Raw genomic sequence first — 25,002 nt, forward strand, 5'->3', positions numbered from 1 at the left:
GTATTGATTGAGGAGGAAAAAAGATGAAATCTTCCAAAAGAAGATTAGAGGCCGAATTAAGTGAAGCATTTATAAAAATGCAAAGAGAGCTGATCGGCCGGGGTCCACAGGAAACCAGAACCTATATTTTAGAGGACATGGTGATTGTGAGGTTCAAAGGCGTACTGACGGTTGAAGAAAAACACCTGGTAGAACATGATACTGGCAGAAAGCTTGTCAAACAGATGCGCCAGGTTTTAAGAGAAATGTATAGCACAAATATTGAAGAAATCGTTGAAAAGCATACAGGCTGCAAGGTTTTATCAAGTCACAGTGATATCAGTACAAAGACCGGTGAGCGGATGGAAGTGTTTGTAATCGACAAGAATTTGGAAAAAACGATAGAGCAATAAATTTTAATAAAATGGGATTATTTTGATAAATATTGAATTAATCTGTTCTTTCGATGCAGCCTTATGCTTATTAAAACGAGTTCATAATGCAGGATTCTCCACTCTTACGTTGAAATACGTTATGAATAGACTATTTTCATTATAAAAAGGAGAGATCTGCATGCAATTAGGTGCTTTTTCAATCAGTTTAAATGTAAAGGATATCCATGCGTCTAAAGCATTTTACGAAGAGCTTGGTTTTGAGGGTTTGGGAGGCAATATTGAACAGAATTGGCTGATCTTAAAGAATGGACAAACTGTGATTGGGTTATTTCAGGGGATGTTTGAGAAAAACATGCTTACCTTTAATCCTGGATGGGATCAGGATGCTGCGAATATCGATTCGTTTACAGATGTGCGGGAACTGCAGAAAAAGCTTAAGGCAGCCGGCGTACCACTGACAAGTGAGGCAGATGAAAACAGTTCGGGACCTGCGAGTTTTACGCTTGAAGATCCGGACGGCAATCCAATTCTGGTGGACCAGCATAGGTAGTATTGGTTTTGATTAAAGCATAGGAAAAAACATCCCGCCTATGCTTTAATTTTTATATGATGTTCCACATGAAACAATAGCCTTTTTCACTGTCCATTACTCCCCAATAAATACTTCTTTTTAAACTCCTCCACCCACTCCTGATCAAGCGGCCCATTGATCACCTTATACTGATTCTCACCCGCCAGCACAACATCTCTCTCAAATAGTGAAGAATAGGTCGCAAACCCATCAGTATAAATAAAATGCAGATTGAGCTGCTCTTCCGGGTAGCGGGATTCAAAATCTCTCAACCCGGTTTTCTTCACTTTATATTGACTGAGGAATCCAAGGAGTTCTTTCAATGCCTGCGGATTCCCAAGCTCTGTATTTTCAAACTGGTCACTGCCCTGTGGGACGTACGTATACGAGACATCAATGATTTCTTCCGCATGTAACACATCAGTCAGTTCTTTTTCCCTGTAGTCCACCCATCTGTACATAAGTAAAAACAAAATGATGCCACTTACCAGGATAAAAAAAGAGATCCGTTTCATTCCATCCCTCCTCTGATCGATGAACGCTTCATCGGATTTGTACTTGTGCAGCGTTCATCTATGCAAGTAAATTTTCTATCTTTCAACTTTGTTTTAATGTAAGCCTGTCTCTCATCTCATTTGTTAATTGGTGCAGCGCGGTTCCTTCAAGGTAGAGCGGATGCCACTCGCCAATTGCGGCTTCTGCCTGATCAAGAGCAGCAAGCGTCTTGTCATTTTGATCTCTTACAATCGCTAAATACGCATCACGCAGATACCGGGATACAGGCTCGCGATCTGAGATGAGCTGAAGTTTTTCTTCGATATTGTCTTCGTCCTTTAACTTGCCGGCAAAATAGAGGCCAGCAGCGGCAGCCACATCCTTCATATCCTGCAGAATAGCCGCTTGTTTTGAGCGGGGCTGAAAGACTTTCCCTTCGGTTAGTTCAAGAAAGCGTTCCGGATTGGATGTATAGAAATAAGGTCCAATCGTTGAAAGAAGCGAAGAGGCGAGCGGCCAGTCTCTATATTGCTCAATGACGCGCACGGTCTTTTCGATGGTTTCGTCGCTCCATCGCCCCATCGCCTGAGGATCCTCCTGCAGAAGCTGATAGCTTACCAAAATCACTTCTGCACCAGGCTCTTTTCCTTTCAGCATCGCAATCACTCTTCCATCGCTTTGAGCACCCGCTGCCGTTTCAACATTGGCCAGATTTGTCAGTCCGAAGAATAGGCTGATTACACCAAAAATCAGCAAAGCGCCAGACGGCCAAATCAAATATGCAGCAGCAACAGCAGGGATACCAGTCACCAGATTTGAAATTGGGCCTGCATAAATAAATCGAAGCATCTTCTTGCGCAGGATTTCTTCCGGGATCGGCTCAGGAAAACGCATCATGGCACGTCCCAAATACCCAAGTGCCGGAAGCCGAAAGAAAAAACGCTTCCTTCCGTTTACTTTTGCATAGACGAACGGGCCGTAGGAAAGATTCATCACTTCCATGCCGCCCATCTTCCCGCCGATCGCATGACCTGTCTCATGAATCATGACACTGAGAATAATACTGAATAACATGATGAATAAAAGATAGACCACACCATTAAGGCTGAATGCCACATCTTCTCGTATAATATAAGAGGCAATTAAAACACCGACTAAAGCGCCTCCTGCGAGCTGTCCAGCTTTTGCCGCCAGTTTAGGCCATAATTTAGCGGGTTTTTTCTGATTATGTTGTTCCATTTTCAACACCCTTTTGAGGAAATGGCTTTATAATAGTTTAATGTTGTTTTTCAATATGATAAAAGAGGCCGTGTCTCAGCCTCCTTAACCGGTTCGCTGCGCTTCAGGCTGACGCTTTCCGCTCCCCTCTTACTATTTATCATTACGGTTGCTTTTTTTTAACTTTTCGAGTTTTGCCAACCTATTTTTGTTGTTTTTAATGATTTCTTTAACTTAATCACTCTGTAGTTTACATGAACTTATTCACAAACGTACCATTCAATCGTTACATCTATACTTTTTCAATCGCCATACGCAAGTTCGAGATAACTCCAATAAGCAATATTAACGAACAAACCATTACTTCAAAAGGTGTTCCAAACAATTGTTGTATAAATCCGAAAGACCAAAGTACAACCAAAAACCAACATATAACGGGTATTACTCTCCATTTATATGGTTTAATTCTACCAACAATAATCGTAAAAACTACTCCAATAATAGAAATAACGATACTTATAATAGATATTGGCAGCTGTTCAGCGAATGATTCAGACCTCCCACCATTAACCCATGTGAATGGAATACGTTTACTTATAATCAGAAAGTGGATTAAGATCGTCAAAGAGTAAAAAATAATTCCCATAAATACCGCAGTTTTCATATTAATTTTCCTGAGTTTCACTAAAATAAAATCACCCCTTTTTCTTCCTGTTAAAATTTTATTAATAGGGTAATCGATTATTCCTAAATCTCTTACCATCTGACAAGTAACTGAAAGTAAGATTCCGAAGAGTAATTATCAATTACCATTATTTTAAAACAGAGCAAAAAATATGGGCTAGGTATTCTTGTTGAGTTAACCTGCTATATTCGACAATTGGGATTAAATCACTTTTATTATCATCGTGTTCTGGTGGTTCAAGTATCATCAACAAACTTTAACATAGTTAATGAAATAAAAACTTATGATCCTCTACATACGAACGTACGGCCCAGATAGATTCAATTGAACTCAATGAATCATGAATGATCAATAAATTCTTTTTAACAAGAAGCAGTGTGATAGGATAAGAGTAAACAAAAAGGACTGAAGCGGATGACTCAATTAGAAGATCTGATGCACGCAATCAATGAATTTCGTGAGGAGAGGAACTGGAATAAATCGCACAATCCAAAAGATCTCGCCATTTCCATTTCAATCGAAGCAGCAGAGTTGTTAGAGGATTTTCAGTGGAAAAGCACCGAGCAAGCTATTGAGCAGAACATGGAAAACATAAAAGAAGAAATTGCTGATGTTCTGATTTACTCATTGACTCTCTGCAGTGAGCTCAACTTGGACGTGGAGCAAATCGTGAGGGAAAAAATCAAGAAAAACGGATTGAAGTATCCAGTTAAAAACAGTAAGCAGGCCGAAAGATCCCGTTAAGCAGAACCAAGTACATAGTAAATTTTATTGATCAGGAGCTGTCTTTATGAAGAAAACGGTAAAAGTAGTTGCAGCAGTTATTGAAAACGAGAAGGACGAAATCCTGTGTGCACTGCGTTCTCATGACATGCTGATCCCAAATATGTGGGAATTCCCGGGCGGCAAAGTGGAGAGCGGTGAACAGTTGCAGGAGGCACTGGAAAGAGAAATTGAAGAGGAACTCCTATGCACCATAAAAGCGCATGACATCATTAATGAGAATGTACACGAGTACGATACGTTCATTATCCATCTGATCTCAATCAAAGCTGAACTCATAAGCGGCACACCCGTGGCAACCGAGCATTCAAAACTTATCTGGATGCCGCGCCGAAACCTTGAATCTCTCGTTTGGGCGCCTGCGGATCTTCCGGCGGTTCGGGATGTAATGAAGCAGGTTCAAGCGTAAAAGGACCTCGTCTAAGGATCTTTGACCGGCTCCCTGCGCTTCAGATGGACACTTTCCGCAGGGACGGCGCTAAGCTCTCCTCTGGCTTTGCCTTGCAGGGTTTTAATTGCCTTCGCATTCTGCAGGGAGTCGCCACCTTCTGTTCCGGTCACTTCATATTTCTAGTCATTGCAGATTGTAATTTCCTTCATCTGACGGGTTCATTTTTTTAGCCAATAGATGATTGAAAGGTTCGCTTGTAACACTCAATAGTAATAAAACTTATGATGTGATTGCGGTAACCCTAAGCATCTTCAGTCACTCTTCTCGTCAATGAACTTGGTCTTTTCCTTTTTGGTCAAGAAGCACGGACTCACGCTCTCTTAAAATTGCATCGAAATAGTTTGTGAATAAGGATTCACCCGAGTAAGACAGGCATAAATAATCCTTTGCCCTTGTCATGCCAATGTACAACAGTGATGCTTCCCTTTCGATATCATCTTGGAGAACAAAAGGCATGCTATCGACATTCAAGATAAAGACAGCTTGAAAATCCAGGCCCTTGCTGCTCTCAATTGTACTAATTTTGACCCTGCCATCATCTTTATGAAAATTTCGCTTAGACTCACTATTTTCAGTAATCCAATAAAAATCGAGGCCTTCTGCTTTTAATTCACGTTTTAGAATGTCTATGTAACTCATGTTGTATGTCTTCTTCACACGATAAAGAAGCAGCATTTCTGCGTAAGGAACTTTCTTCTGCAGATGCAACTTCTTAAGTTGTCTTGAAACAATTTTTGCTTCTTTCAAAAATGAATCTGTCTTTAAAATTGCCGGTTCAAATCCTTTGCGTTTCGTGCTTTGAGGAGCAATAATTTCTCCCTCAAGTTCTTTTGCAACCACTTTGTTTTTAAGTGCTGACTGTGATTGATAAAAATCCCATGCAAACGAAACAATTTGAGCAGTATTCCGATAATTTATAGTTAAAATTTTTGAACGTCCCCGAAAGTCCAATCCGGTATCCTGAACATAGCTCCGTTTTCGTTTATAGATAGACTGTGCCCGGTCTTCCACTAGTAGCAGTGATTTGGTATCAGGATTCAAGAGCTCACTGACTAGTTCAAACCATACTGATTCAAAATCCTGTCCTTCGTCTATTAAAATCGCATCATATTTAGGTAAAATTGCCTCTCCTTTCCTCAGCTTATTGATGAGCAACGGAATATCCTCTTCTTTACACTTTAAATCCTGCTTCAACCAGGCGTGAAAATTCCGCACCTCAATTTGGTGTTTAGTGGAATCTGCCTGTTCGTCAAAATCAAAAAGGTTATCAGGCTCTGTCATCATTTGATTAATCATCTGTTCAATAAAGCGAGATAATGAAATATTGTAGCATAGGATCAGAACCTTCCAATCAGGATGTTCCTTGGTCAGCAGCTTTGCACGACTCGCTAATACCAATGTTTTTCCGCTTCCTGCCACACCACGAATCAGACGGTTTTGGTCACCAATTTGCTTGGCCATATTTTCCTGATGAAGGTCCATTGCCTTAATATTATGTAGAGACAGCAGCAACTGATCCTGGTAGGGAGATGCTGGCTTAAATTCTGCACTGATCCGCACCTCAGGAAACAAATGATAGCGAATCGCATCTATATCGCTTTTTGAAAGAGGCTCTCTTAAACGGTAAGGAACGGTAAACATATTTAAAATCTTCTCAACAAGCACTTCTTCTGAAAAAGATTCATCATCAGGATTAATCTCATCGCGCGTAAGAGATAGTGTTGGATCCACTACTCGATACAAGTCATGAGAAATAAAATCCTTCTGGGTCAAACGTGTAAACACCGCTCCAGAGCCATAGGGAAACTTTAAATAAGAAGCAAACTTTCCTTCAAGCTGTAAGAGATTTTTGTCTTTTTTCAACGCATTGACTAAATGAAACATATTTTCCCGGGCCTGAAGCATTGGGCTTTTCGTTTTTACCTGCTCCCCTGAAGAAGATACAATAATCCATTCATCCTGATTTAATTGAAACAAGGTCCCTTTTGTATAATCCTTAACCTCAAGCACCACCAGACCCAAATCTGGTCCGACGATCACGAAATCCGGCCTGCGGCCAAGGATATTTGGCTCATAATAAACAATATAGTCGTCAGGTAAATACTCCTTTAACGTTCTAAATAATAGCCGTTCACCTGCCGTCGCTGTCGTTCTGATTGTTTCTGGAATTGTATATGCCATTAGCCACGCCCCGTTTTTAGATATTTATACCTATTATACTATATTATTATAGCTATTTTACATATTTTTGATTTTATTGTATCTATTTCATTCTTCAATTGACTTATTCTCGAGTAGAATGTAATATATAAATTGCATATGCAAACTATATATTACATTGCGCAGGTGACAAAGTGAAAAATAACGTTAGACTCAACAGATTAAAAGCTTCTATTACACAAGAGCAATTGGCCAAAAAAACAGGGGTAACGAGGCAAACGATCGGACTCATTGAAAAAGGGCAATACAATCCAAGCCTTCAGTTGTGCGTGTCAATTGCCAAAGAACTGAATAAAACGTTGGATGATTTATTTTGGGAGGTCGAAAACGAATGAAAACCTGGGTCAGTTTATTACTGCCAAATGACGAATATAAAGAGAAAAAAATTCTGGCCTTCTTGGCTGAAGGAGGCAGCATACTTTTTCTTGCACTGATTTTCCTAACCATTATAAAACGGTACACTAAGTTTGATGCTGAGACTGTTTTATTAATCGCGGTGGGGGTTTTTATCCTTTATATTTCGGGCAGGTACATCTTATCCGGAATAGAGTATACAGAGGTAGCAACAGAAAAAGCGTATGTAAAAGAACGCTATGTAATCCTTGTAAAGTCTCTCTCTTTTATTCTGATTTTTTGCTGTATGTACTTTATTTTTATTCAATTTCCTGCAACCTGGAGTGACTGGGCGGAAATTCTCGGATTCTTATTAACGGTTTTTCTACTCATGTTTTTATCGAGCTATATTTCTCTTAAGCGCTCATATAAGAAGAATAAGGAGCTAATCTAAAAAACCATCTTTGATCAATCCAAAGATGGTCCCTCTCCTTACTTTGCCTGCTCATCCGGCTGATGAATGCCAAAAATATTGCCTTCTGTATCTTTAAAATATCCCTGCCAGGCCATTCCCGGGAGCGCGTGCTTGGCTATCGCCACGATGCCGCCATTTGCAAGTATGACCTCTTCAGTCTGATCAAAGTCATCGACCATCATGGTGCATGCGTATCCATTTACAGCCTGATTTCCTTCTGGTGGAGGACCCTGTCGCTGCATAAGTGCCCCGTTTACCCCCATTTCACTGTCATCGCCTGTGACAGCTCCAAAATAAGGCATCCCCGTATATTCACTGTAGTCCTCATACGTCCAGCCAAAAACCTCACCATAGAACTTTTTCGCTCTTTCCATATCCTGTACATGAATTTCAAAATGAACAAGTCTCCCCATTTTATTACCTCCTTTTAAATTATGTGATTATTTAGTTAATTTTTCGTTTTTATTATAACCTATAGTTGTTAAAGTGAAAAGAAGCAAAAAGAGCCCCTGGTTAGTTATCAGTACAAATGTTTAATCGTTCAATTTTTATTTATTCATTAAAAAAACTTCCGGCAAAGTGCCGAAAGTTTTGATCCCCGTTCCCTCCCTCACGATAAGAAAATCAGTACCAGGTTGTGAAGTGTTATTGCTCATTTGTTATCATGTAACTGTAATGGGCATCAGTGTTAGACAGGACTCGAACCATTAGGGCTGCCCCTAAGCCCGTACCATAAAGTTACCTTCCAATTTCCCCATTGGTGGGTTGGTACTCGCCTTTTCCATCGCTACCTGCAGGCTGTCCTACTCAATTAAGCTGGTCAGCCAGTTTAATTCCTGAATTCTTGTATCAAGCTGACGATATTCCTGTGACAGATCACCCACCCGTTTTTGTGTTTTCTTTACATCAACCGTAGACACAGATTTGATTTCCGTCCGGGAATATCGGTCGTGACGAACAGAAGCCTGTTCCGCAAGCTCACTGAAAATCCTTCTTTCCTGACCAATCAGCTCCCGCTCTGTTAATGCATCTGCAAGCGATCTCTCTTCATCAAAAGGGGTTGTCAAATTTGTCCGGTTGATTCCCTGAATAAGCTCCTTTAGCTGCTTTAAAATCTGAAGCAGCTCTTTTTGGAGATCTTTTGGGTCTTCATTCGGCTCTTCCCCATCCTGAACTCTCGCATTCTGAATAAGGCGATGCCTCAATTGTTCTATTCGTTTTTGATAATCCGCTCGTAAAATCAACGCTTCTGCCAGTTTCACCGAACCCCTCCTTGACCATTGCTGTTTATTTGCATATTTTAACACTGAATAGTTAGAATTTACAGTTATTATTTGAGCGTCGATGACCCCTGGGGTTTGCTCGTCATTTATTTTAAATCTTGCTGTCCTTTCAGCTGATATGGAATCGGTTTTTTCTACTTCCTTCCAAATAGAAAAAACACCAGCATGATTATTGGTGTTTTTGCAGTGAATTATCTAATTATTGAAGATTGATAAGACCTGTTTCAGTTCCGAAAAAACCTGTTTGAACTTGAACTTGAGCATTAGATATATCCAGACCAGGCGGGGCATCAAATGGCACCGATCCTGTTAATGATAAGCCTGGATTTACACTTTCTAAAAAGAAAGATGTATCTTGGTTAGCGTATATCGCTGCTCCTCCGTCTGCTTTATATTCTACACCATCAATAAGCAGCTTAAAGAATGAAGAATCAACTGATATTGATTCATTCCTATTGTTTTCAACTGTCACATCTATAATTAAATATTCTCCTTTGGCATTTTCACCAAATTCACCACCCACATTTGTAGCGGTAGAAGTTGAATTGATTGTGAATATGACACCCTCAACATCTAAAGGGCTTCCAATCCCAGTGATTTCTTCTTCAGGTTCTACAAGTACTTCATCCTCAGGTTCTTCTTGTGGAGTTTGAGTAATTGAAACAGGTTCAGTGTCATCGCTCCCTAGGAAGACAGCAAGAATAATAAAAATACCTATTAAGATAGCAATAACGGCGATAAGTCCACCGCATCCCATCAAGGAAAATTTTAATACCTTATTCATTTACGTGTGCCCCCCACATTACTCATTTATAGACCTATCTTATGCAAGCAATTGGAGGCTTATTTCACCTATTTCGGTACCGAAGAAACCAGTCTTTGGCTGCTGATAAGTCATGTCCATGTGAAGCATTAAATACAGTTACACCGTCATACTCGTTTGCTATTCTAGAAGAAAGCCGAATCGAAAATAAATGATAATTCTTATAGCAGCTAAATGTAAATCATTACCTATACGAGGACATAGGAAGAGGGCTGGTTCTCTTTTCTCAACACAAAAACCCGGAGACAATAAGCATCTCCGGGTTTCATCTGTTTTTAAATTAAGCTGTACGAACCGTAAAATTAACATCCATGTTACCGCGAGTTGCATTTGAGTAAGGGCAAACCTGGTGGCCTTCTTCTACTAATTGGCGCGCCACGTCTTCTTCTACTCCTTTAATTAGTACATCCATTTCAACTGAAAGGATGTAGCCTGCATCTCCTTTGTTAAGAGATACATGCGCTGTGATTTCAGAGCCTTCGTGCTGAATATTTTTTTGTTGCGCAACGATGTTCATCGCAGAATCAAAACATGCTGCGTATCCTGCTGCGAATAGCTCTTCCGGGTTACTTGAACCTTTTGTATCTTGGCCAGGCATTGGCATAGCAAGAGGCAGGTCGAATGATCCGCTTTCTGATGTTACGCGTCCTTGACGTCCGCCTACTGCTGTTGCGGTTGAAGTAAATAGTTTTTTCATAAATGATTCCTCCTGTAAAGTGTGTTATATTTAAGTTGTGTGCAATTTAATTTTACACAACTTAAATTCATTTGCAAATGATATGATTCTCTAAGGAGGAGATTTTTATGAATCCATTATCTTTATCCAATCAATTATGCTTTCCGTTTTATGCGATTTCCAAGGAAATAAGTAAGCGATACCGCCCTCTGCTGGCTCCGCTTAACCTGACCTATCCTCAATATCTGGTCATGCTGGTGCTATGGGAACAGGATTTCATTCCTTTAAAAACAATTGGGGAGCGCCTGCAGCTTGATTCCGGAACGCTGACACCTTTGATAAATAAATTAATTGAGCTTGGTTATGTGAAGAAAACCCGCAACCCTGATGATGAACGACAGCTTGTGATTACGCTGACAGAAAAAGGTGGAACGATCAAAGAGGATGCAATGGAGATACCTGCGAAAATTAATGAAGTACTGGGACTGGATGAAGAGGAATTTATCCGTTACAGGCAACTGCTGGATGAATTAGCTTGCCGTCTCAACCTTTCTGCCGGCGATGACTGTTAATGATACAAATAAAGGCGGGGTGAAATAGAGCATCCTTAAACTTGCTCTCTGCATGTCACAAAAATCCATGAAATGCTCCAAGCAATGACTAGATGATCAAATGATCCTCTACTGCATTACCAAAGTTGTTTTATGATCAATTCAAACAGGGAATTTTAAATAAACAAGTACGATGATGACTCTAATAATCAAGTCAATAAAAGCGCGAATCGCCATGAAATAGTTAAATCGGAGGGTATTCTGAAGACGTGCGGGGATCATTGAATTTAACTTTGAAAGTGCTTTTTCAAACGGTATATTTCTTTGTCATGCTCTTGATTTTTGTGCAGCAAATAATCATTATTTTGATTATTCACGTCTTGCTTTTGCGAAATGTGTTTAAGCATAGACATAATTTCTGCCTGACGCTCATTTTCCATACGGTCAAGCTGTGTATGGACCCCGGTAAATTTATCTTTAAGCTCGGTGAGAATTCCGGTAAACTGCTCATCATGTTCCTTCAACTGCGTGCGGATCCCGGTAAACTGCTCATCGTGTTCTTTCAACTGTGTGCGGATTCCGATAAATTGCTCATCATGCTTTTGCAAACGCTCATCGATTCCATCAAAGCGATGATCTACTTTTTCAAAGCGGCTTTCCATATTCTTTTGAAGCTCTGCAATCGCTTTTAAAATATCGTGTTCCATATTTACTCCTCCTTTCTTTACTATTAGTATAAAATGCCGGAACGTGAAAGTATAGTATGCTATGAGAAATCTCATTCCGCTAAACGTCCTATCGAAAGTTTATCCTAACCGAATACACGTCAACAATATTAAATCCATTTGCATACAGAATGCGTTCCATTACTTTTGGAAAGACATACCTTAAACTGATTCTCGTCCGCTTTTCATCCTCTATTTCTCCGTGACTGTTTTTATACCTGCGTATCGTGGTATAGTGTTGAATTTGATTTAGAGCGTCATAGTGACTAATGGTCGAAACATCCACTTTACAGTTATGATCCGTATACGTTCTCCAATTCTCCGTACTTGGCTGAAGCAGCTCCTCTGCACTTGGAAACATTGTGCCGAAAATAAAAATGCCACCCGTTTCCAAATGCTGATTTACAGAAGAAAGCACGCCGTCCTGCGCTTCGTTTTAAAATAGCTTATTACGGACGTCTCCCTAGCTTTTCTGCATAGAATCCCCCATTGATGATCAGATCATTAATACTCAGGAAACTCCAGTCGGGCACCCTTATGGATGTCTTCTGTACCAGCTTCGAGTGCTGTTTGATAGTACCGGCATTTGTGCTCAATCATTTCAATCGTCTTTTTCATTTCTTCTAACTGTGCCTCTACACAGGCCTTTCTTTCAAGAAACATATCATAGCGCTGCTGTAATGTGGCATCCCCTTCTAAACACCAGTCGATAAAATGCTTGATTTCTTTTATCGGCATTCCTGTTGATTTGAGGCATTCAATCATTCTCAATGCGTCAAGGTCTTTTTCTTTAAACCGCCTTGTGCCGCTTTCGGTTCGCTCCACAAAGGGAATCAATCCTTCTTTATCATAATAGCGCAAGGTGTAGGCGGTTAAATCCAGGTATTTTGCTGCTTCACTGATGGAATAGGTTTTCATGCATTTTCTCCTTTTATACAATAGATTTCGAGTTAACTATAAGTAATGAAATGATTCTATCAGCCCCCTTTTCTCTCTGTCAAAATTCTCAGCATGTTCATTCTTGACCTAGAGTTAACTGTAGGGTTTAGACTGAGGGCAAGAGTCCGGGATCTAGGAGATTGCTCCAGGTCCGTTTCTCTTAAAATAAGGAGTGGAGGTTTTATTATGGTAACTGCAAAAGCTAGAGCGGTAAACGGTCCTGATCAAAATTTTCGTGAAACTGAAGTTACGCGGCGTGAATTGGACACGACGGATGTACTGATTGAAATTAAATTTGCTGGAATTTGTCACTCTGATATTCATACTGCACATGGCGAATGGGGGGAAGTGAACTACCCTCTTATTCCAGGACATGAAATTGCGGGGATTGTCTCAGATATAGGAGAAAATGTGACGAAATACAAAGTGGGAGACCGCGTAGGCGTAGGCTGCATGGTGGATTCCTGCGGGGAGTGCGAGAATTGCCGTGAAGGGGAAGAACAATATTGCTTAAAAGGAAATATCCCGACGTATGCCGGCACCGATAAATATGGTGAACCTACTCAGGGAGGCTACTCCACACATATCGTGGTGACAGAAGAATTTGTTCTCAGCATCCCTGACAGCATCGGATTGGATGAGGCGGCTCCATTACTATGCGCGGGAATTACCACCTTCTCCCCTCTCAACCACTGGAATGCGGGACCTGGTAAAAAAGTGGCGGTAGTAGGAATGGGCGGACTTGGTCATATGGCCGTGAAAATTGCTCATGCAATGGGAGCAGAAGTAACCGTTCTTTCCCGTACGCTCAATAAAAAAGAAGATGGTCTGCAATTCGGCGCAAAAAGCTACTTCGCGACAAGTGACGAAGATACCTTTACCGAGCTTGCCGGCACCTTTGACCTGATTATTAACACGGTCAGTGCAAAGATTGATCTGAATGCCTATCTTTCCCTGCTGGCATTGAATGGTTCTCTTGTAAACGTCGGAGCACCTGCAGAGCCGCTGGAAGTCAATGCCTTTTCATTGATTCCTCACCGCCGCTCCTTCGCCGGTTCGCTGATAGGCGGCATCCGTGAAACCCAGGACATGCTCAACTTCTGCGCAGAGCACAACATTGCGCCGAACATTGAGATCATCTCGGCTGATGACATCGATCATGCGTATAAACGCGTGCTTGACTCTGACGTTAAATATCGCTTCGTTATTGATATCAGCACAATGTAATCGAGGTGACCTAATGAATGAATAACCCACAGTCTGAGGAATGACTTACCCTCTGCATTGGGGTGTGGCAAAAGGTCTGCTGTCCCATTTGTGGCAGCAGACTCTTTTTAAATAGACCGTACTTTTCTACACACATAAACCATTTCCATGCTGTCATCTGTCACAGGTGTATCATTCCAGTCCTCATACACGGCAACAATATCAAATCCATTTGCGTAAAGAATGCGTTCCATTTCTTTCGGAAAGACGTATCGTAAACTGATTTTTGTGCGCTTCTCATCCACCATTTCACCATGACTGTTTTTAAACTTTCGTATCGTGGTGTAATGCTGAATTTGATTTAGAGCGTCATAGTCACTGAGGGTCGAAACATCCACTTTACAGTCATGATCCGTATACGTTCTCCAATATTCCTCCGTACTTGGCTGAAGCAGTTCCTCTGCGTTTGGAAACCTTGTCCCGAAAATAAAGATGCCGTCCGTTTCCAAATGCTGATTTACAGAAGAAAGCAATCCGTCCTGCGCTTCGTTAGTTAAAAAGTGCTGAAAGGAATTGCCAACCGAATAAACCAAATGACTTCTAAAGCTTAGATCAAGCTTCGTACAGTCCTGCTCGATCCAATCAATGTTCAAGTCCGAGCCAGCTGATTTTCTTTTAGCTTCTTTGAGCATCCCACTATGGATATCCACCCCTGCAAGATGGTACCCTTTTTGAGCTAGAGGAATGGTCACTCTCCCTGTGCCGCAGGCTAAATCGAGAATCGTTCCCTGCGTTTTAGAAGCCCATTTTAGTAGAAAGGGCAGTTCAGAAAGGTATTGCGCATTTTCTTTATCGTATAAAGCCGGGTCATCGTATTCCTCAAAATTATCACGTGTCATGTAGTGGCTCCTTATTATTTCGTCTTAGCACCGTCAATTCTACCATATTAACTGACTTTTCTTACTTTTAACATAAAAAATCCTGTTCTCTCAAAACGAGACCCGTTAGTTAAATAAGAAACAGGCTTATCTCGTGAACGTAGACAAACTATTTATATCCTGTGTTTCGATAACCGGTATTAAATTACCTTTATTATCATCGTGTATTGGTCATTCAAATATCAACAACGACCTTTAACATAGCAAAAATAAATACAACAAAAAAATGCATACGCACTTACTGCCCATGCATCGTAGCTTGAATCAGTTTCTCTTCAACCTTCAGTGTATATATATGCTGCTGTTTTCTTAAAAATCTAGCTTAGTCAATGTTCAATCAATAATAATATGCTGAAAATCAATCATTCTTTTATCTTTGCGAAAGCTGTCAGGTGACATTCCAATCATCTTTCTGAAAACCTTACTGAAATAGTTAGCATTTGTATATCCGGTTTCTACTGCAATTTCTTGAATGGGTTTATTGGTCGTAATTAAAAGATCCATTGCTTTTTTTATACGTGTTTTCGTCAAATATTGAATGGGAGTTGTTTTTAAATATTTTTGAAATTTGTTGGTGAAGTAATATTTAGAGAGGGCTGCCCGTTCTGTAATATCTTCAAGGGACAGGGGCTGGTCATAATGCGTTTCTATAAAGTGGACAGTTTCACGAATATCATCTGGCAAGTTAATGTTTGTACTGCCCATCCCCCGTGAATAACGGTATCTATTATCCTGAAAGCAGAACGGTTTCAAAAACTGTCCTTTGATTCACTTCAAAAAGAGGAGAACAGCCGGGAACAGTATGATGTATTTTATGCAGACGATGTTCATTTCCAAATCAGCACGAAAGATGCGTCTGAACTAAACTACAATTCTGAGGAGCAGCCGGAACCACTTGGTATGTATACAGCCAATCCGGTCAGCAACCGCGTCCACGACCGCCCTGAAATACTTGGCCGTCTTTTAAACTTTCATGATATTACATCCCTTGATTTTCTTAATGACCAGGAGAACATGCTGTCAAGTGTGCGTGTACCATGGAGCGAAAAAAATGAAATGATAAATGAATATATGGAGATTCAAATCGAGCCGGGGTATGTGGACGTGAAAATCCGTAAAAAAACAGCGTGACCAGTGAATCGCTGGTCATGCTGTTTTTTGCATCCATATCAAAGGGTGTTTACTCTAACTACTTATCCTTCAACGCCTCACTGCCAATGCCGCCTGCTCCCACTAATACAACAATGATTATTCGTCTTTGTATTGATTTATATGGCCAAGGGAATCATTGCCACGAATGCTTGTCCCCTTGCACTTTTAACGAGATCCCAGTAAAGTAGATACTGATTGAAGTTTTGTGTTTTTACTCGTCATTCTAATGAAGGCAAATCATATATTATATTCGGGAACATGTTTCCCTTTAAAGAAAGGGTTCAGATAGAGTATGAAAGAAAATTTTTGGCTTGAGCTGCCGCGTCCGTTTTTTGTACTGGCGCCCATGGAAGCCGTGACGGATGTTGTGTTTCGTCATGTAGTAAGTGGAGCAGCAAGGCCTGATGTGTTTTTTACAGAGTTTACGAATTCAGAAAGCTACTGTCATCCAAAAGGAAAAGACAGCGTGAAAGGCCGCCTGACGTTCACAGAAGATGAGCAGCCAATCGTTGCGCACATTTGGGGTGATAAGCCTGAATATTTCCGCCAGATGAGCATTGGAATGGCGGAAATGGGCTATCGCGGCGTGGATATCAATATGGGCTGTCCTGTACAGAACGTGGCGGCGAATGGAAAAGGCTCCGGCCTGATCCGTCATCCGGAAGTGGCCGCAGAAATCATCCAGGCGGCTAAAGCAGGCGGACTGCCCGTTAGCGTGAAGACCCGTCTCGGCTATACGGAAGTGGACGAATGGCGTCACTGGCTGAAGCATATTCTAGAGCAGGATATCGCCAATCTTTCTATTCATCTCCGCACGAAAAAGGAGATGAGCAATGTCGACGCGCACTGGGAGCTGATCCCTGAGATCAAAAAACTTCGTGATGAAGTAGCACCTCAAACGCTTTTGACGATTAACGGTGATATTGCTGACCGTCAGATGGGTCTTGAACTCGCTGACAAATACGGCATAGACGGTGTCATGATCGGACGCGGGATTTTCCAAAATCCGTTCGCATTTGAAAAAGAAAAGAAAGAGCACACCAGCGAGGAGCTTCTTGACCTCCTGCGTCTTCAGCTCGATCTTCACGATAAGTATTCAAAAGAGCTTGAACCCCGTCCTTTCAAACCCCTTCGACGCTTTTTCAAAATCTATGTACGCGGATTCCGCGGCGCAGGTGAACTGAGAAACCGTTTAATGGAGACAGAAACAACCGACGAGGTCCGTGATTTGCTGAACGAATTTATGGCGAAGAATGGCATGAAGGAAGAAGAAGGATTTTCAATTTCTTAAGCTTATGAGAAAAGCCCATTCGGCTTTTCTCTTTTTTTGTACCTATTTATTTTTACACCTTCCCCTTTTTCTTCTATTACAAAATATTTTTATTGGGATATAGTTTGATTTTTCCTTTCTACCCTGCTTTTTTGTTCTTATTTCACCCTATTCAATATGCTTCTTTCTAAATATTTTGTTGACAATGGTTGAGGAAGCCTTTACATTAATGATAATGATAATTGTTATCAATTAAAAAAAGATAGAGGAAGTGTAGAGGCAATGAGTAGAAAAAGAAAGTCTTCATTAATTACCGTATCTATGTCAGCGATGCTGATGCTTGCGTTGGCTGCTTGTTCTGATGATACAGCAACGGAAGAAACAGAAGCTTCGGGAGATTCCAATACAGAAACGTCAACTGAAGAATCATCAGCCGAGTACCCTATTACGATCGAGCACGCACTTGGTAAAACGGTTATCGAAGAAAAACCGGAACGTGTAGCAACCATTGCCTGGTCCAATCATGATGTGGCGCTTGCACTTGATGTCGTGCCTGTTGGTTTTTCTGCTGCAAACTATGGTGTGCAGGACGACAGCGGCATGCTGCCTTGGACAGCTGAGAAGCTTGAAGAGCTGGGCGGAGAAACGCCGACGATTTTCCAGGACACAGATGGCCTTGACTTTGAAGCCGTTGCAGATACAAACCCGGATGTGATCCTTGCTGCATACTCAGGTATTACGCAGGAGGAATATGATACATTAAGCGAAATTGCACCGGTTGTCGCTTATCAGGAAGGTCCTTGGGTTGCGTCATGGCGCGAACAGGTTACATATAACTCAATGGCTATGGGACTCGCTGAAGAAGGTGAACAACTGATTGCCGAAACCGAACAGCTGATTGAAGGAAAGGTGAAAGAACATCCTGAGATGGAAGGGAAAACCGCTGCTTTCCTTAGTTTGAACGCTGCTGACCTCTCTTCATTCTTTATCTACTCACCGGTAGATCCGCGCGGAGAATTCCTGACGGAGCTTGGGATGGAATACCCGGAAAGCATTACAAGCGAAATGACGGATCCAAACAGCTTCTATATTGAAGTAAGTGCCGAAAATGCGGATATGCTGAACGATGCAGACATTCTGGTTTCTTACGGAGATGAGAACACGCTTGAAGCTCTGCAAAACGATCCGATCTTTGGTAAGGTGCCGGCAATTGAAAGAGGCTCTGTCGTAATCATTGGAGATAACACACCGCTTGCTGCATCGGGAACACCAAGCACACTTTCTATTGAATACTCTATTGATGAGTACTTAACGCTCATGTCAGAAGCTGTAAGCAAACTCGAGTAGGATGAACGATCTTTCCGTAACAGAACAAAAGCCGTGGCATGCACCAAAGAATTTTTTCAAACTGCTGATTCTCTCCCTTGTGTTATTTGGAATCTGTGTTGTTGCCTCGCTTGCTTTTGGGTCGCGAATCGTCGGATGGGATGAAATCATGAATGGTTTATTCCATTCGGAAGTCGAGACTCACGGGTCAAATGTGGTTCGTCAGCGAATTGCCAGAACCATTTTTGGCTTTATGTGCGGCGCAGCACTTGGCGTATCGGGGGCTTTACTTCAATCCGTCACCCGCAACCCCATTGCTGACCCGAGCATACTAGGTGTAAACACGGGAGCAGCCCTGTTTGTCGTATGCGGCATTTCCTTCTTTAACATCGGCAGTGCCAGTCAATACATCTGGTTTGCCCTCGCAGGAGCCATCATAACGGCCATTTTTGTATACGGAATCGGTTCTATGGGTCGTGGCGGTGCCACGCCCCTTAAACTGGTTTTAGCGGGGGCTGCAACAAGTGCAGCCCTGTCCTCGCTTGTGATGGCGATTATGATCCCCCGTTCAAGTGTCATGGATCAATTCAGATTTTGGCAGGTAGGGAGTGTCGGTGCAGGAAACTGGGATTCTATTTCTCTCTTTATCCCTTTTCTGGTAATCGGTCTGTTGATTGCGGTCTTTACTGCTCCAGCTTTAAATGCACTGGCTTTAGGTGACGAAGCTGCGAAAGGATTAGGGGTTTCAACTGGCACACTGAGACTGATAGCGGCATTTGGCGGTGTTGTGCTCTGTGGTGTCACTACAGCGCTCGCCGGTCCAATCGGGTTTATCGGGTTACTGGCGACACATGTCATTCGACTGATTATTGGACCTGATCTGCGGTTTGTTATTCCGCTGTCCGCCATATCCGGCGCGATTATTTTAAGTATGTCTGACGTGACCGGACGGATTCTTGGAAGTCCAGGCGAGCTTGAAGTTGGCGTTGTGACGGCGTTTATCGGGGCGCCGATCTTAATTTTTATTACCATGAAAGCGAAGATGCGTTCATTATGATAAAGCCATCGATTTATCCCATATTATCAGGAAGAACGAAACGAAAAAGACGATTTTTATTCGTCACTACCCTTTTGTCTGTTATTGCCTTTGCTCTTTGCTCAACAATGCTGATGCTTGGCAATACTATCTACCCCGTCTCAGATGTGGTACGCGTACTGATGGGTGAGCAGGTTAGCGGAGCCTCCTTTGCGGTGGGAACGATCCGGCTGCCGAGAATGCTCGCAGGATTGTTTGCCGGATTTGCCTTTGGCGTGGCAGGACATGTCTTTCAAACCATGCTCAGAAATCCGCTTGCGAATCCAAATGTGATTGGGATTACCGCCGGATCAAGTGCAGCTGCTGTCTTCAGCATCATCGTGCTGCAGGCAAGCAATACGTTTACATCCATTGCGTCTATTGCAGGCGGACTCGTCACAGTGACCGTCATTTTTCTTTTATCAAGAAGCACTTCTTTTTCCGTCGGCCGGTTAATACTAATCGGAATTGGGATTCAGGCGATGCTAAATGCGGTTGTCTCCTATTTGCTGCTGATTGGCCAGCAGCATGATATCCCAACGGCCATGAGGTGGCTGACCGGCAGTTTGAACGGAGCGAAAATGGAAGGTCTTTATCCACTTATCCTTACCGTGCTGATCTTTGCACCGATCATTATTGCACTTGGAAAACGACTCGATATGCTCGAGCTTGGCGAACAGGCAGCCACCTCTCTTGGCATTGATACAGATAGAACGCGATTATTCCTTGTTGTCAGCTCTGTCCTGATTATTGCGCTCGCTACTGCTGTGACAGGACCGATCGCCTTCATTGCCTTCCTTTCCGGCCCGATTGCAAAACGACTCGTGGGTGCCGGCTTTTCAGGCATCGTCCCGGCAGGCCTGGTTGGCATTATATTAGTCCTGGCGTCCGATCTTGTCGGGCAATTCGCCTTTACAGCGAGATATCCAGTCGGGGTGATAACTGGAATTATTGGCGCACCATACCTGATCTACTTGCTTATCAGAATGAATCAAAAAGGAGACTTATAATGAAATCGACACATGCTTTCAAAGCGGACCATATCACTGCCGGATACGACCAGACGACGATTCTTCATGATGTAAATGTTTCCATTCCAAGCAACAAAATCAGTATTATCATCGGTGCAAATGGCTGCGGGAAATCCACCCTGCTTAAAACAATGGCGAGACTGATCAAGCCTGTTTCCGGACAAGTGACGATCGGAGGAAAACCGATTCACAAAATCCCGTCTAAACAGTTAGCGCGGGTATTGGGGCTTCTGCCGCAAACCCCGATCGTGCCAGAAGGCATCACCGTTGCAGATCTCGTTGGCCGGGGAAGATATCCGCATCAGAAATTTTTAAAAGGCTGGTCTAAGGAAGATTACGAAGCGGTAAGCGAAGCCATGGAAATCATGAACATCACTGAATTTGCCGACCGTCATATCGACGAACTATCAGGCGGCCAAAGACAGCGTGTCTGGATCGCTATGGCACTGGCCCAGCAGACAGATATTCTATTCCTTGACGAACCAACCACGTATCTCGACATCACCTATCAGGTTGAAATACTGGATCTTTTAACGGACTTGAACCGGAAATACGGCACCACGATCGTTATGGTGCTTCACGATATCAACCTGTCTGCGCGCTATGCTGATCATATCTTTGCACTCCATGAAGGACAGCTCGTTGCAGAAGGACAGCCTTCCAAGATTGTGACCAGCTCATTAATTGAAAGCATCTTTGGTCTGCACTGCACTGTCATCAACGACCCGATCTCCGGATCACCTTACGTCATCCCGATTGGACGGCACCACTCCTCCAAGCTGAGAAAGCATTCCTAAGAAAAGAAAATCCCGCCACAGATCGTGAAAAGGCACACTCCTTTTTACGATCTGCAGCGGGATTTTTTTAAGAAAAGCTCGAAATTACAGATACTCTTTTTGAGACCAGGCAAATATGAAAGCAACAAAAAGGCTCCCTTTGAAAAGATATAAAGATTATTGTTTAATAAGTAATTTTCAATTTTAATTTCTACTATTCAAAAATATGTTAAGTTTGGTAGTGAGGTGATTTAGTTTTGTGGTCTATTTTTCTATTTGGTCTATCCTTACTTATTGCAATCTGTGTTGTAATTCTCCTGACTGTACCTGCTATTTTTGTATATAAGTTTTTATTGAAAAAAATCCATCCTCTTTACTCTTTATTACTTTTAGTATATCCAGTTATACTATACGTTTTTGGTAATAGGCTTGTGGATTATGGAGAAAAGTTAAATCTACAAGATTTAACGTCTCGAATGGAACAAGGTGAAGACACGCATATCTTTTCTATAGACGCGGGTACTTCGTCAGTTTTTTGGGGTTATAGTTTTCTAATTGGTGCAGTGACGGTTGTATTTGTGGTTTTAGTGATTATTATTTTAAGATTTATTAAAAAATAAGTTAGTAGAAGTTGTGTAAAAAAGGCTTTAAATTTTCTAGAAGGTGCTGAAGAATTTGTAGCCTGATTCATTTTATCAACTAATGCTGAACGCTCTTCTTCACTCAGGTTATCCCCCCGACAGGGCAGCTGCGAAAGCATCAAAAGGGCTCATCTCCCACCACGAAAGAAAGCCTCCGCCTGCAGCGGAAATGAACCGGTCCCTCTTTACTAAAAACCTAAAAAAAGAAAACTTTACTAGTGCAAGTATCTTTTTACGATCATCTTAAACAGAATAGGTTCGTTGGAGCAGAAGGCGGGGACAGCAAGCTTGTACTCAAAATATTCAGCGCTGATATACGAAGCTTGGGATCAAATTGATCCCGTTTCAGTATCCTCATGAGGCTTCTATTTCAACAGCAGCTTATTTATATAATGCATACTTTTTTCTAATCTTTCTTGATAATTTCCTTGAATACTATGATAGGAAATATGATGTTCTTCAAGTAAGCTCTTTAAAAGCGTATTGTTTTCTTCTCGAACTTGTTGTTCACCGAAAGAACGTGTGCCATCGTCTACCCATTCTACATCAGGCTCAAGGAACAGCCATAAATCATACTGTTGAAGTTTGGCGACTTCATCTAACACAGGCTGTCTGACCCCTAAATAGGCCAGGGAGAAAAACTGCGTGACAATCGCTTCTGTATCAATAAAAAGGACCTTATTTGCTTTTTTAAGCTGCTCTTTTTCATAATACTTATGTTCAAAAGCTATTTCCGGAAAATCCTGAGCCATTGTGATCCCTTCACACCCGCCAATTTTTTCATAGTACGTGCGGCCCCATTCTTCTACGTAAGCTGTATTATAAACGTTTGCTAAATTGCGAACTAATGTTGATTTACCACAGCTCTCCGTTCCGACAATTACAACCTTTTTAGTGAAATACGGTTTTATAACCGCAGGGATCATATCCCAATGAGGCATTATGCCTTCCATCCTTATTCGTGTTGCTGAAATAGAGTACGTTTGCCGAGCGGCATCAAGAATCACATGCTTAGCTTCAGGATACAGTTTTTCAAAATAGGAAGTGTAAGCATCTTCAGAGCTGAAAACTGTATCTATTTCCTTCCCCACTGCGGCCCTGATTTCCTTTGCACCAAATTCCCAATCGGAAAATTGACCTGTCTGCTTTTCTTCGATCGCATGAACATGCACATGAGGAAGATCTTTAGTCAGCTGAGTCCACCAGCGTAACCGAGTATAATGGGGAACATGAGGAATCTTTGCATTCTTTAAAAGAACATTTCTTTCATGTTCATCATCATAAGAAACGATTATACGTAATTCGTCCACCATGGTACTTGCACGAGTCATTGAATATACATGACCCATATGAATAGGGTAGAATTTGCCGCCGTACATCCCTACTTTTCCAAGTGTCATCAGAGTACCTCCTGTTTCTTCGCCATCTTAACCCAATTGATATAACCATAGATACTGTTAATCAGAAATGCAGTCCACATTACAAGGATGGTATAGTCATTTCCTCCAGTCGAGATAAGAACAGTAAGCCACATTATAATAGACAGGACATTAACTGCAATCCACATCAGCCATTGCTCTGCAAAACGATAGAGCATTAAGATTTGAGCGGTAATAGACAAGACATTCGTTGCTGAATCAAGTTCCACGCTGCGTCCACCGATTGTTTTTAGCAAAATAGCATACAATACTGTGGCTGCGATCATAGCAGTAAGCGTCACACCCCATGCTTTTGCAGTCATTCGCTTCACAACAACATCTTCTCCGACCACACTGTCTTTGCTCCTGATTTTGTTTCTTTTCCACATATAAATTCCAATAAATTGAACAGGAAAATAAAACAATGCATTCAACATTGCCTCTCCATACAAACCATAGGTATAGGAAATATAAGCATATGTAGAAGCTTGAATCATTCCAAAGTAATAATTGCTGATCTTTCCTTTAGCAACTAAAACAACACAAAACATCCCTGCAATCGAACTGATTAGTCCAAGGAGTGTGTCATCCCAGGCAAAAAATAGTGACAAATTGACTGCTGTGAACACTGCAAGCCATAGCTTTTCAAACAAAGTCCAGTCTTTGAACAATACAATCGCCTTCTATTCCTATGATTTTACTGTGAAACAGACCTTTTCAGACAATAAAAAAGGCATTACTGCAGCCAGTAATACCCCCTGCTATTAATCTCTTTGTCTCGCAACCTGGGTATCGCGAATATTTTTCTGAATCGTAATGGCCGCAAATAAGCTCAGAACAAAAGCCATGCCGTAAAATCCTTTTTCGCTTAAGATAATACTTCCGGCATTAAAAAGTCCGATCGCCATTAAAGAAATGGCTACAATGACAGCAAACCAGCTGAGTCCGTAATAAATGCCGGAAACCGGGATATCTTCTTCCCTGTCCCTTACCGCTTTCTGCAAGGATACCGCTGCATACAGTCCGAAGATTAATACAGCAAAATAATAACCCTTCTCATTCAGCTCCATCGCAGCATTAAACAACCCGATCAAATAAGCAGATGCCCCTACGACAAGCGCAGCCCAGCTTGCTCCTTTAAATGCGGCAGTCGGCTCCCCTTCTTTTCTTTCCACCTTGTTCTTTGGCTTTTTTTCTTCATCGCTCGTCAAAAACGCATTTTCATTAACCTCAGCCATTTCCCGCTCCCCTTTTCTGTCTTTATACAGTTGCCATACAAACACATTATAGCAATTATTGACAGACCTGTGACATTTGAATGACACTTTATTTTTTTACTCCTACTGTTTTATCATTAGCGATACCATTCTATGGTTGTTTTCAAGGAAATAAAAGGAATCCATAAATTCCACTCCAAAGGTTATTTATTATTACCTGTATCGATACGAGACCTTAAAATCCCTGATGGCTAATTCTTTATTGAATGAAAGTATCAATCTCTCCGGGTGTTAGCAAAGTTTTTATAACACTTTTAATTATCCATCATAGAATAAGATAATAAAGGATT

31 protein-coding genes are annotated in these 25,002 nt (G+C 41.7%); 15 read left to right on the forward strand and 16 right to left on the reverse strand.

Features of this window, described 5'->3' with window-relative positions; translation table 11 throughout:
• Positions 1-23: 23 nt before the first annotated feature.
• Positions 24-392 (forward strand): DUF2294 domain-containing protein, encoded by a 369-nt coding sequence (locus KR50_RS01985; protein WP_041054142.1) that lies wholly within the window; start codon positions 24-26, stop codon positions 390-392.
• Positions 393-552: 160 nt separating this feature from the next.
• Positions 553-924: a VOC family protein gene (locus KR50_RS01990; protein WP_041054145.1), complete on the forward strand. Its 372-nt coding sequence runs from the start codon at positions 553-555 to the stop codon at positions 922-924.
• 86 nt (positions 925-1,010) lie between these two features.
• Here the strand turns inward: KR50_RS01990 and KR50_RS01995 are convergent, their stop codons facing one another.
• The 3 genes from KR50_RS01995 to KR50_RS02005 all read right to left on the reverse strand — a co-directional run bounded on the left by KR50_RS01995 (position 1,011) and on the right by KR50_RS02005 (position 3,421).
• Entirely contained in the window at positions 1,011-1,460 is a 450-nt protein-coding gene (locus tag KR50_RS01995; protein ID WP_041054148.1) for a hypothetical protein, read from the reverse strand.
• A gap of 82 nt (positions 1,461-1,542) precedes the next feature.
• Entirely contained in the window at positions 1,543-2,679 is a 1,137-nt protein-coding gene (locus tag KR50_RS02000) for a M50 family metallopeptidase (protein ID WP_041054149.1), read from the reverse strand.
• A gap of 271 nt (positions 2,680-2,950) precedes the next feature.
• Complete coding sequence (locus KR50_RS02005) at positions 2,951-3,421, reverse strand: hypothetical protein (protein WP_156969437.1); 471 nt, start codon at positions 3,419-3,421, stop codon at positions 2,951-2,953.
• A 336-nt stretch (positions 3,422-3,757) separates the two neighbouring features.
• Here KR50_RS02005 and KR50_RS02010 point away from each other — a divergent pair, with 336 nt between their 5' ends.
• Together KR50_RS02010 and KR50_RS02015 are read left to right on the forward strand one after the other, a co-directional pair.
• On the forward strand, positions 3,758-4,087 hold the full coding sequence (locus KR50_RS02010) for a nucleotide pyrophosphohydrolase (RefSeq protein ID WP_041054153.1): 330 nt from the start codon (positions 3,758-3,760) through the stop codon (positions 4,085-4,087).
• 46 nt (positions 4,088-4,133) lie between these two features.
• Complete coding sequence (locus KR50_RS02015) at positions 4,134-4,535, forward strand: NUDIX domain-containing protein (protein ID WP_041054156.1); 402 nt, start codon at positions 4,134-4,136, stop codon at positions 4,533-4,535.
• Between the two features lie 309 nt (positions 4,536-4,844).
• On the opposite strand, the gene KR50_RS02020 is transcribed toward KR50_RS02015, so the two are convergent.
• On the reverse strand, positions 4,845-6,758 hold the full coding sequence (locus KR50_RS02020; RefSeq protein WP_041054159.1) for a 3'-5' exonuclease: 1,914 nt from the start codon (positions 6,756-6,758) through the stop codon (positions 4,845-4,847).
• Positions 6,759-6,931: 173 nt separating this feature from the next.
• On the opposite strand from KR50_RS02020, the gene KR50_RS02025 reads away from it, so the two are divergent.
• Both KR50_RS02025 and KR50_RS02030 read left to right on the forward strand, forming a co-directional pair.
• Positions 6,932-7,132, forward strand: a complete 201-nt coding sequence (locus KR50_RS02025) for a helix-turn-helix transcriptional regulator (protein WP_041054162.1) — start codon at positions 6,932-6,934, stop codon at positions 7,130-7,132.
• Positions 7,129-7,584, forward strand: coding sequence for a hypothetical protein (locus KR50_RS02030; protein ID WP_041054163.1), 456 nt, complete (start codon positions 7,129-7,131; stop codon positions 7,582-7,584). Before KR50_RS02025 ends, KR50_RS02030 begins: the two co-directional genes overlap by 4 nt.
• Positions 7,585-7,622: 38 nt before the next feature.
• Here KR50_RS02030 and KR50_RS02035 read toward each other — a convergent pair whose 3' ends face one another.
• From KR50_RS02035 to KR50_RS02050, 4 genes are all read right to left on the reverse strand, one after another.
• Positions 7,623-8,018 (reverse strand): VOC family protein, encoded by a 396-nt coding sequence (locus KR50_RS02035; RefSeq protein ID WP_041054166.1) that lies wholly within the window; start codon positions 8,016-8,018, stop codon positions 7,623-7,625.
• Positions 8,019-8,408: 390 nt separating this feature from the next.
• A complete protein-coding gene (locus tag KR50_RS02040; protein ID WP_041054170.1) occupies positions 8,409-8,867 on the reverse strand; it encodes a DIP1984 family protein in 459 nt (152 codons plus the stop codon).
• A 220-nt stretch (positions 8,868-9,087) separates the two neighbouring features.
• Positions 9,088-9,672 carry a DUF4352 domain-containing protein gene (locus KR50_RS02045; protein WP_041054174.1) on the reverse strand — a complete coding sequence of 195 codons (585 nt, stop codon included), beginning with the start codon at positions 9,670-9,672 and terminating at the stop codon, positions 9,088-9,090.
• Positions 9,673-9,991: 319 nt separating this feature from the next.
• Positions 9,992-10,408 (reverse strand): organic hydroperoxide resistance protein, encoded by a 417-nt coding sequence (locus tag KR50_RS02050; protein ID WP_041054178.1) that lies wholly within the window; start codon positions 10,406-10,408, stop codon positions 9,992-9,994.
• Positions 10,409-10,515: 107 nt separating this feature from the next.
• Here KR50_RS02050 and KR50_RS02055 point away from each other — a divergent pair, with 107 nt between their 5' ends.
• The gene (locus KR50_RS02055; protein ID WP_041054181.1) at positions 10,516-10,959 is read left to right on the forward strand and encodes a MarR family winged helix-turn-helix transcriptional regulator; all 444 of its coding nucleotides are present in this window, start codon (positions 10,516-10,518) and stop codon (positions 10,957-10,959) included.
• 266 nt (positions 10,960-11,225) lie between these two features.
• Here the strand turns inward: KR50_RS02055 and KR50_RS02060 are convergent, their stop codons facing one another.
• The 3 genes from KR50_RS02060 to KR50_RS02070 all read right to left on the reverse strand — a co-directional run bounded on the left by KR50_RS02060 (position 11,226) and on the right by KR50_RS02070 (position 12,581).
• Positions 11,226-11,645, reverse strand: a complete 420-nt coding sequence (locus KR50_RS02060) for a hypothetical protein (protein WP_041054185.1) — start codon at positions 11,643-11,645, stop codon at positions 11,226-11,228.
• 88 nt (positions 11,646-11,733) lie between these two features.
• Positions 11,734-12,081, reverse strand: coding sequence for a hypothetical protein (locus KR50_RS02065; RefSeq protein WP_052476677.1), 348 nt, complete (start codon positions 12,079-12,081; stop codon positions 11,734-11,736).
• A gap of 86 nt (positions 12,082-12,167) precedes the next feature.
• Positions 12,168-12,581 carry a MerR family transcriptional regulator gene (locus KR50_RS02070; protein WP_041054188.1) on the reverse strand — a complete coding sequence of 138 codons (414 nt, stop codon included), beginning with the start codon at positions 12,579-12,581 and terminating at the stop codon, positions 12,168-12,170.
• A gap of 207 nt (positions 12,582-12,788) precedes the next feature.
• Between KR50_RS02070 and KR50_RS02075 the strand changes: the two genes are divergently transcribed.
• Positions 12,789-13,829 (forward strand): NAD(P)-dependent alcohol dehydrogenase, encoded by a 1,041-nt coding sequence (locus KR50_RS02075; RefSeq protein WP_041054190.1) that lies wholly within the window; start codon positions 12,789-12,791, stop codon positions 13,827-13,829.
• Between the two features lie 107 nt (positions 13,830-13,936).
• Here KR50_RS02075 and KR50_RS02080 read toward each other — a convergent pair whose 3' ends face one another.
• Both KR50_RS02080 and KR50_RS02085 read right to left on the reverse strand, forming a co-directional pair.
• On the reverse strand, positions 13,937-14,707 hold the full coding sequence (locus KR50_RS02080; RefSeq protein ID WP_041054193.1) for a class I SAM-dependent methyltransferase: 771 nt from the start codon (positions 14,705-14,707) through the stop codon (positions 13,937-13,939).
• Between the two features lie 372 nt (positions 14,708-15,079).
• Entirely contained in the window at positions 15,080-15,451 is a 372-nt protein-coding gene (locus tag KR50_RS02085) for a helix-turn-helix domain-containing protein (protein WP_052476680.1), read from the reverse strand.
• A gap of 195 nt (positions 15,452-15,646) precedes the next feature.
• On the opposite strand from KR50_RS02085, the gene KR50_RS02090 reads away from it, so the two are divergent.
• The 7 genes from KR50_RS02090 (at position 15,647) to KR50_RS02120 (ending at position 21,996) form a co-directional block, all read left to right on the forward strand.
• Entirely contained in the window at positions 15,647-15,877 is a 231-nt protein-coding gene (locus tag KR50_RS02090) for a hypothetical protein (protein WP_041054196.1), read from the forward strand.
• Between the two features lie 313 nt (positions 15,878-16,190).
• On the forward strand, positions 16,191-17,189 hold the full coding sequence (locus KR50_RS02095; protein ID WP_041054198.1) for a tRNA dihydrouridine synthase: 999 nt from the start codon (positions 16,191-16,193) through the stop codon (positions 17,187-17,189).
• 261 nt (positions 17,190-17,450) lie between these two features.
• Complete coding sequence (locus KR50_RS02100) at positions 17,451-18,515, forward strand: iron-siderophore ABC transporter substrate-binding protein (protein WP_041054200.1); 1,065 nt, start codon at positions 17,451-17,453, stop codon at positions 18,513-18,515.
• 1 nt (position 18,516) lies between these two features.
• Positions 18,517-19,551: a FecCD family ABC transporter permease gene (locus tag KR50_RS02105; protein ID WP_041054202.1), complete on the forward strand. Its 1,035-nt coding sequence runs from the start codon at positions 18,517-18,519 to the stop codon at positions 19,549-19,551.
• Positions 19,548-20,579, forward strand: coding sequence for a FecCD family ABC transporter permease (locus KR50_RS02110; RefSeq protein WP_041054204.1), 1,032 nt, complete (start codon positions 19,548-19,550; stop codon positions 20,577-20,579). The genes KR50_RS02105 and KR50_RS02110 overlap by 4 nt, the downstream gene beginning before the upstream one ends.
• Entirely contained in the window at positions 20,579-21,397 is an 819-nt protein-coding gene (locus KR50_RS02115; RefSeq protein ID WP_041054206.1) for an ABC transporter ATP-binding protein, read from the forward strand. Before KR50_RS02110 ends, KR50_RS02115 begins: the two co-directional genes overlap by 1 nt.
• Positions 21,398-21,633: 236 nt before the next feature.
• A complete protein-coding gene (locus KR50_RS02120; protein ID WP_041054208.1) occupies positions 21,634-21,996 on the forward strand; it encodes a hypothetical protein in 363 nt (120 codons plus the stop codon).
• Between the two features lie 386 nt (positions 21,997-22,382).
• On the opposite strand, the gene nadR is transcribed toward KR50_RS02120, so the two are convergent.
• From nadR to yiaA, 3 genes are all read right to left on the reverse strand, one after another.
• On the reverse strand, positions 22,383-23,417 hold the full coding sequence (gene nadR / locus KR50_RS02125; RefSeq protein WP_041054210.1) for a multifunctional transcriptional regulator/nicotinamide-nucleotide adenylyltransferase/ribosylnicotinamide kinase NadR: 1,035 nt from the start codon (positions 23,415-23,417) through the stop codon (positions 22,383-22,385).
• The gene (gene pnuC, locus KR50_RS02130) at positions 23,417-24,106 is read right to left on the reverse strand and encodes a nicotinamide riboside transporter PnuC (protein ID WP_232304226.1); all 690 of its coding nucleotides are present in this window, start codon (positions 24,104-24,106) and stop codon (positions 23,417-23,419) included. Before pnuC ends, nadR begins: the two co-directional genes overlap by 1 nt.
• A 93-nt stretch (positions 24,107-24,199) precedes the next feature.
• The gene (yiaA, locus tag KR50_RS02135; RefSeq protein ID WP_041054214.1) at positions 24,200-24,673 is read right to left on the reverse strand and encodes an inner membrane protein YiaA; all 474 of its coding nucleotides are present in this window, start codon (positions 24,671-24,673) and stop codon (positions 24,200-24,202) included.
• Positions 24,674-25,002 lie beyond the last annotated feature (329 nt).

It is taken from the genome of Jeotgalibacillus campisalis, from assembly GCF_000829515.1.
Lineage (GTDB): Bacteria > Bacillota > Bacilli > Bacillales > Jeotgalibacillaceae > Jeotgalibacillus > Jeotgalibacillus campisalis.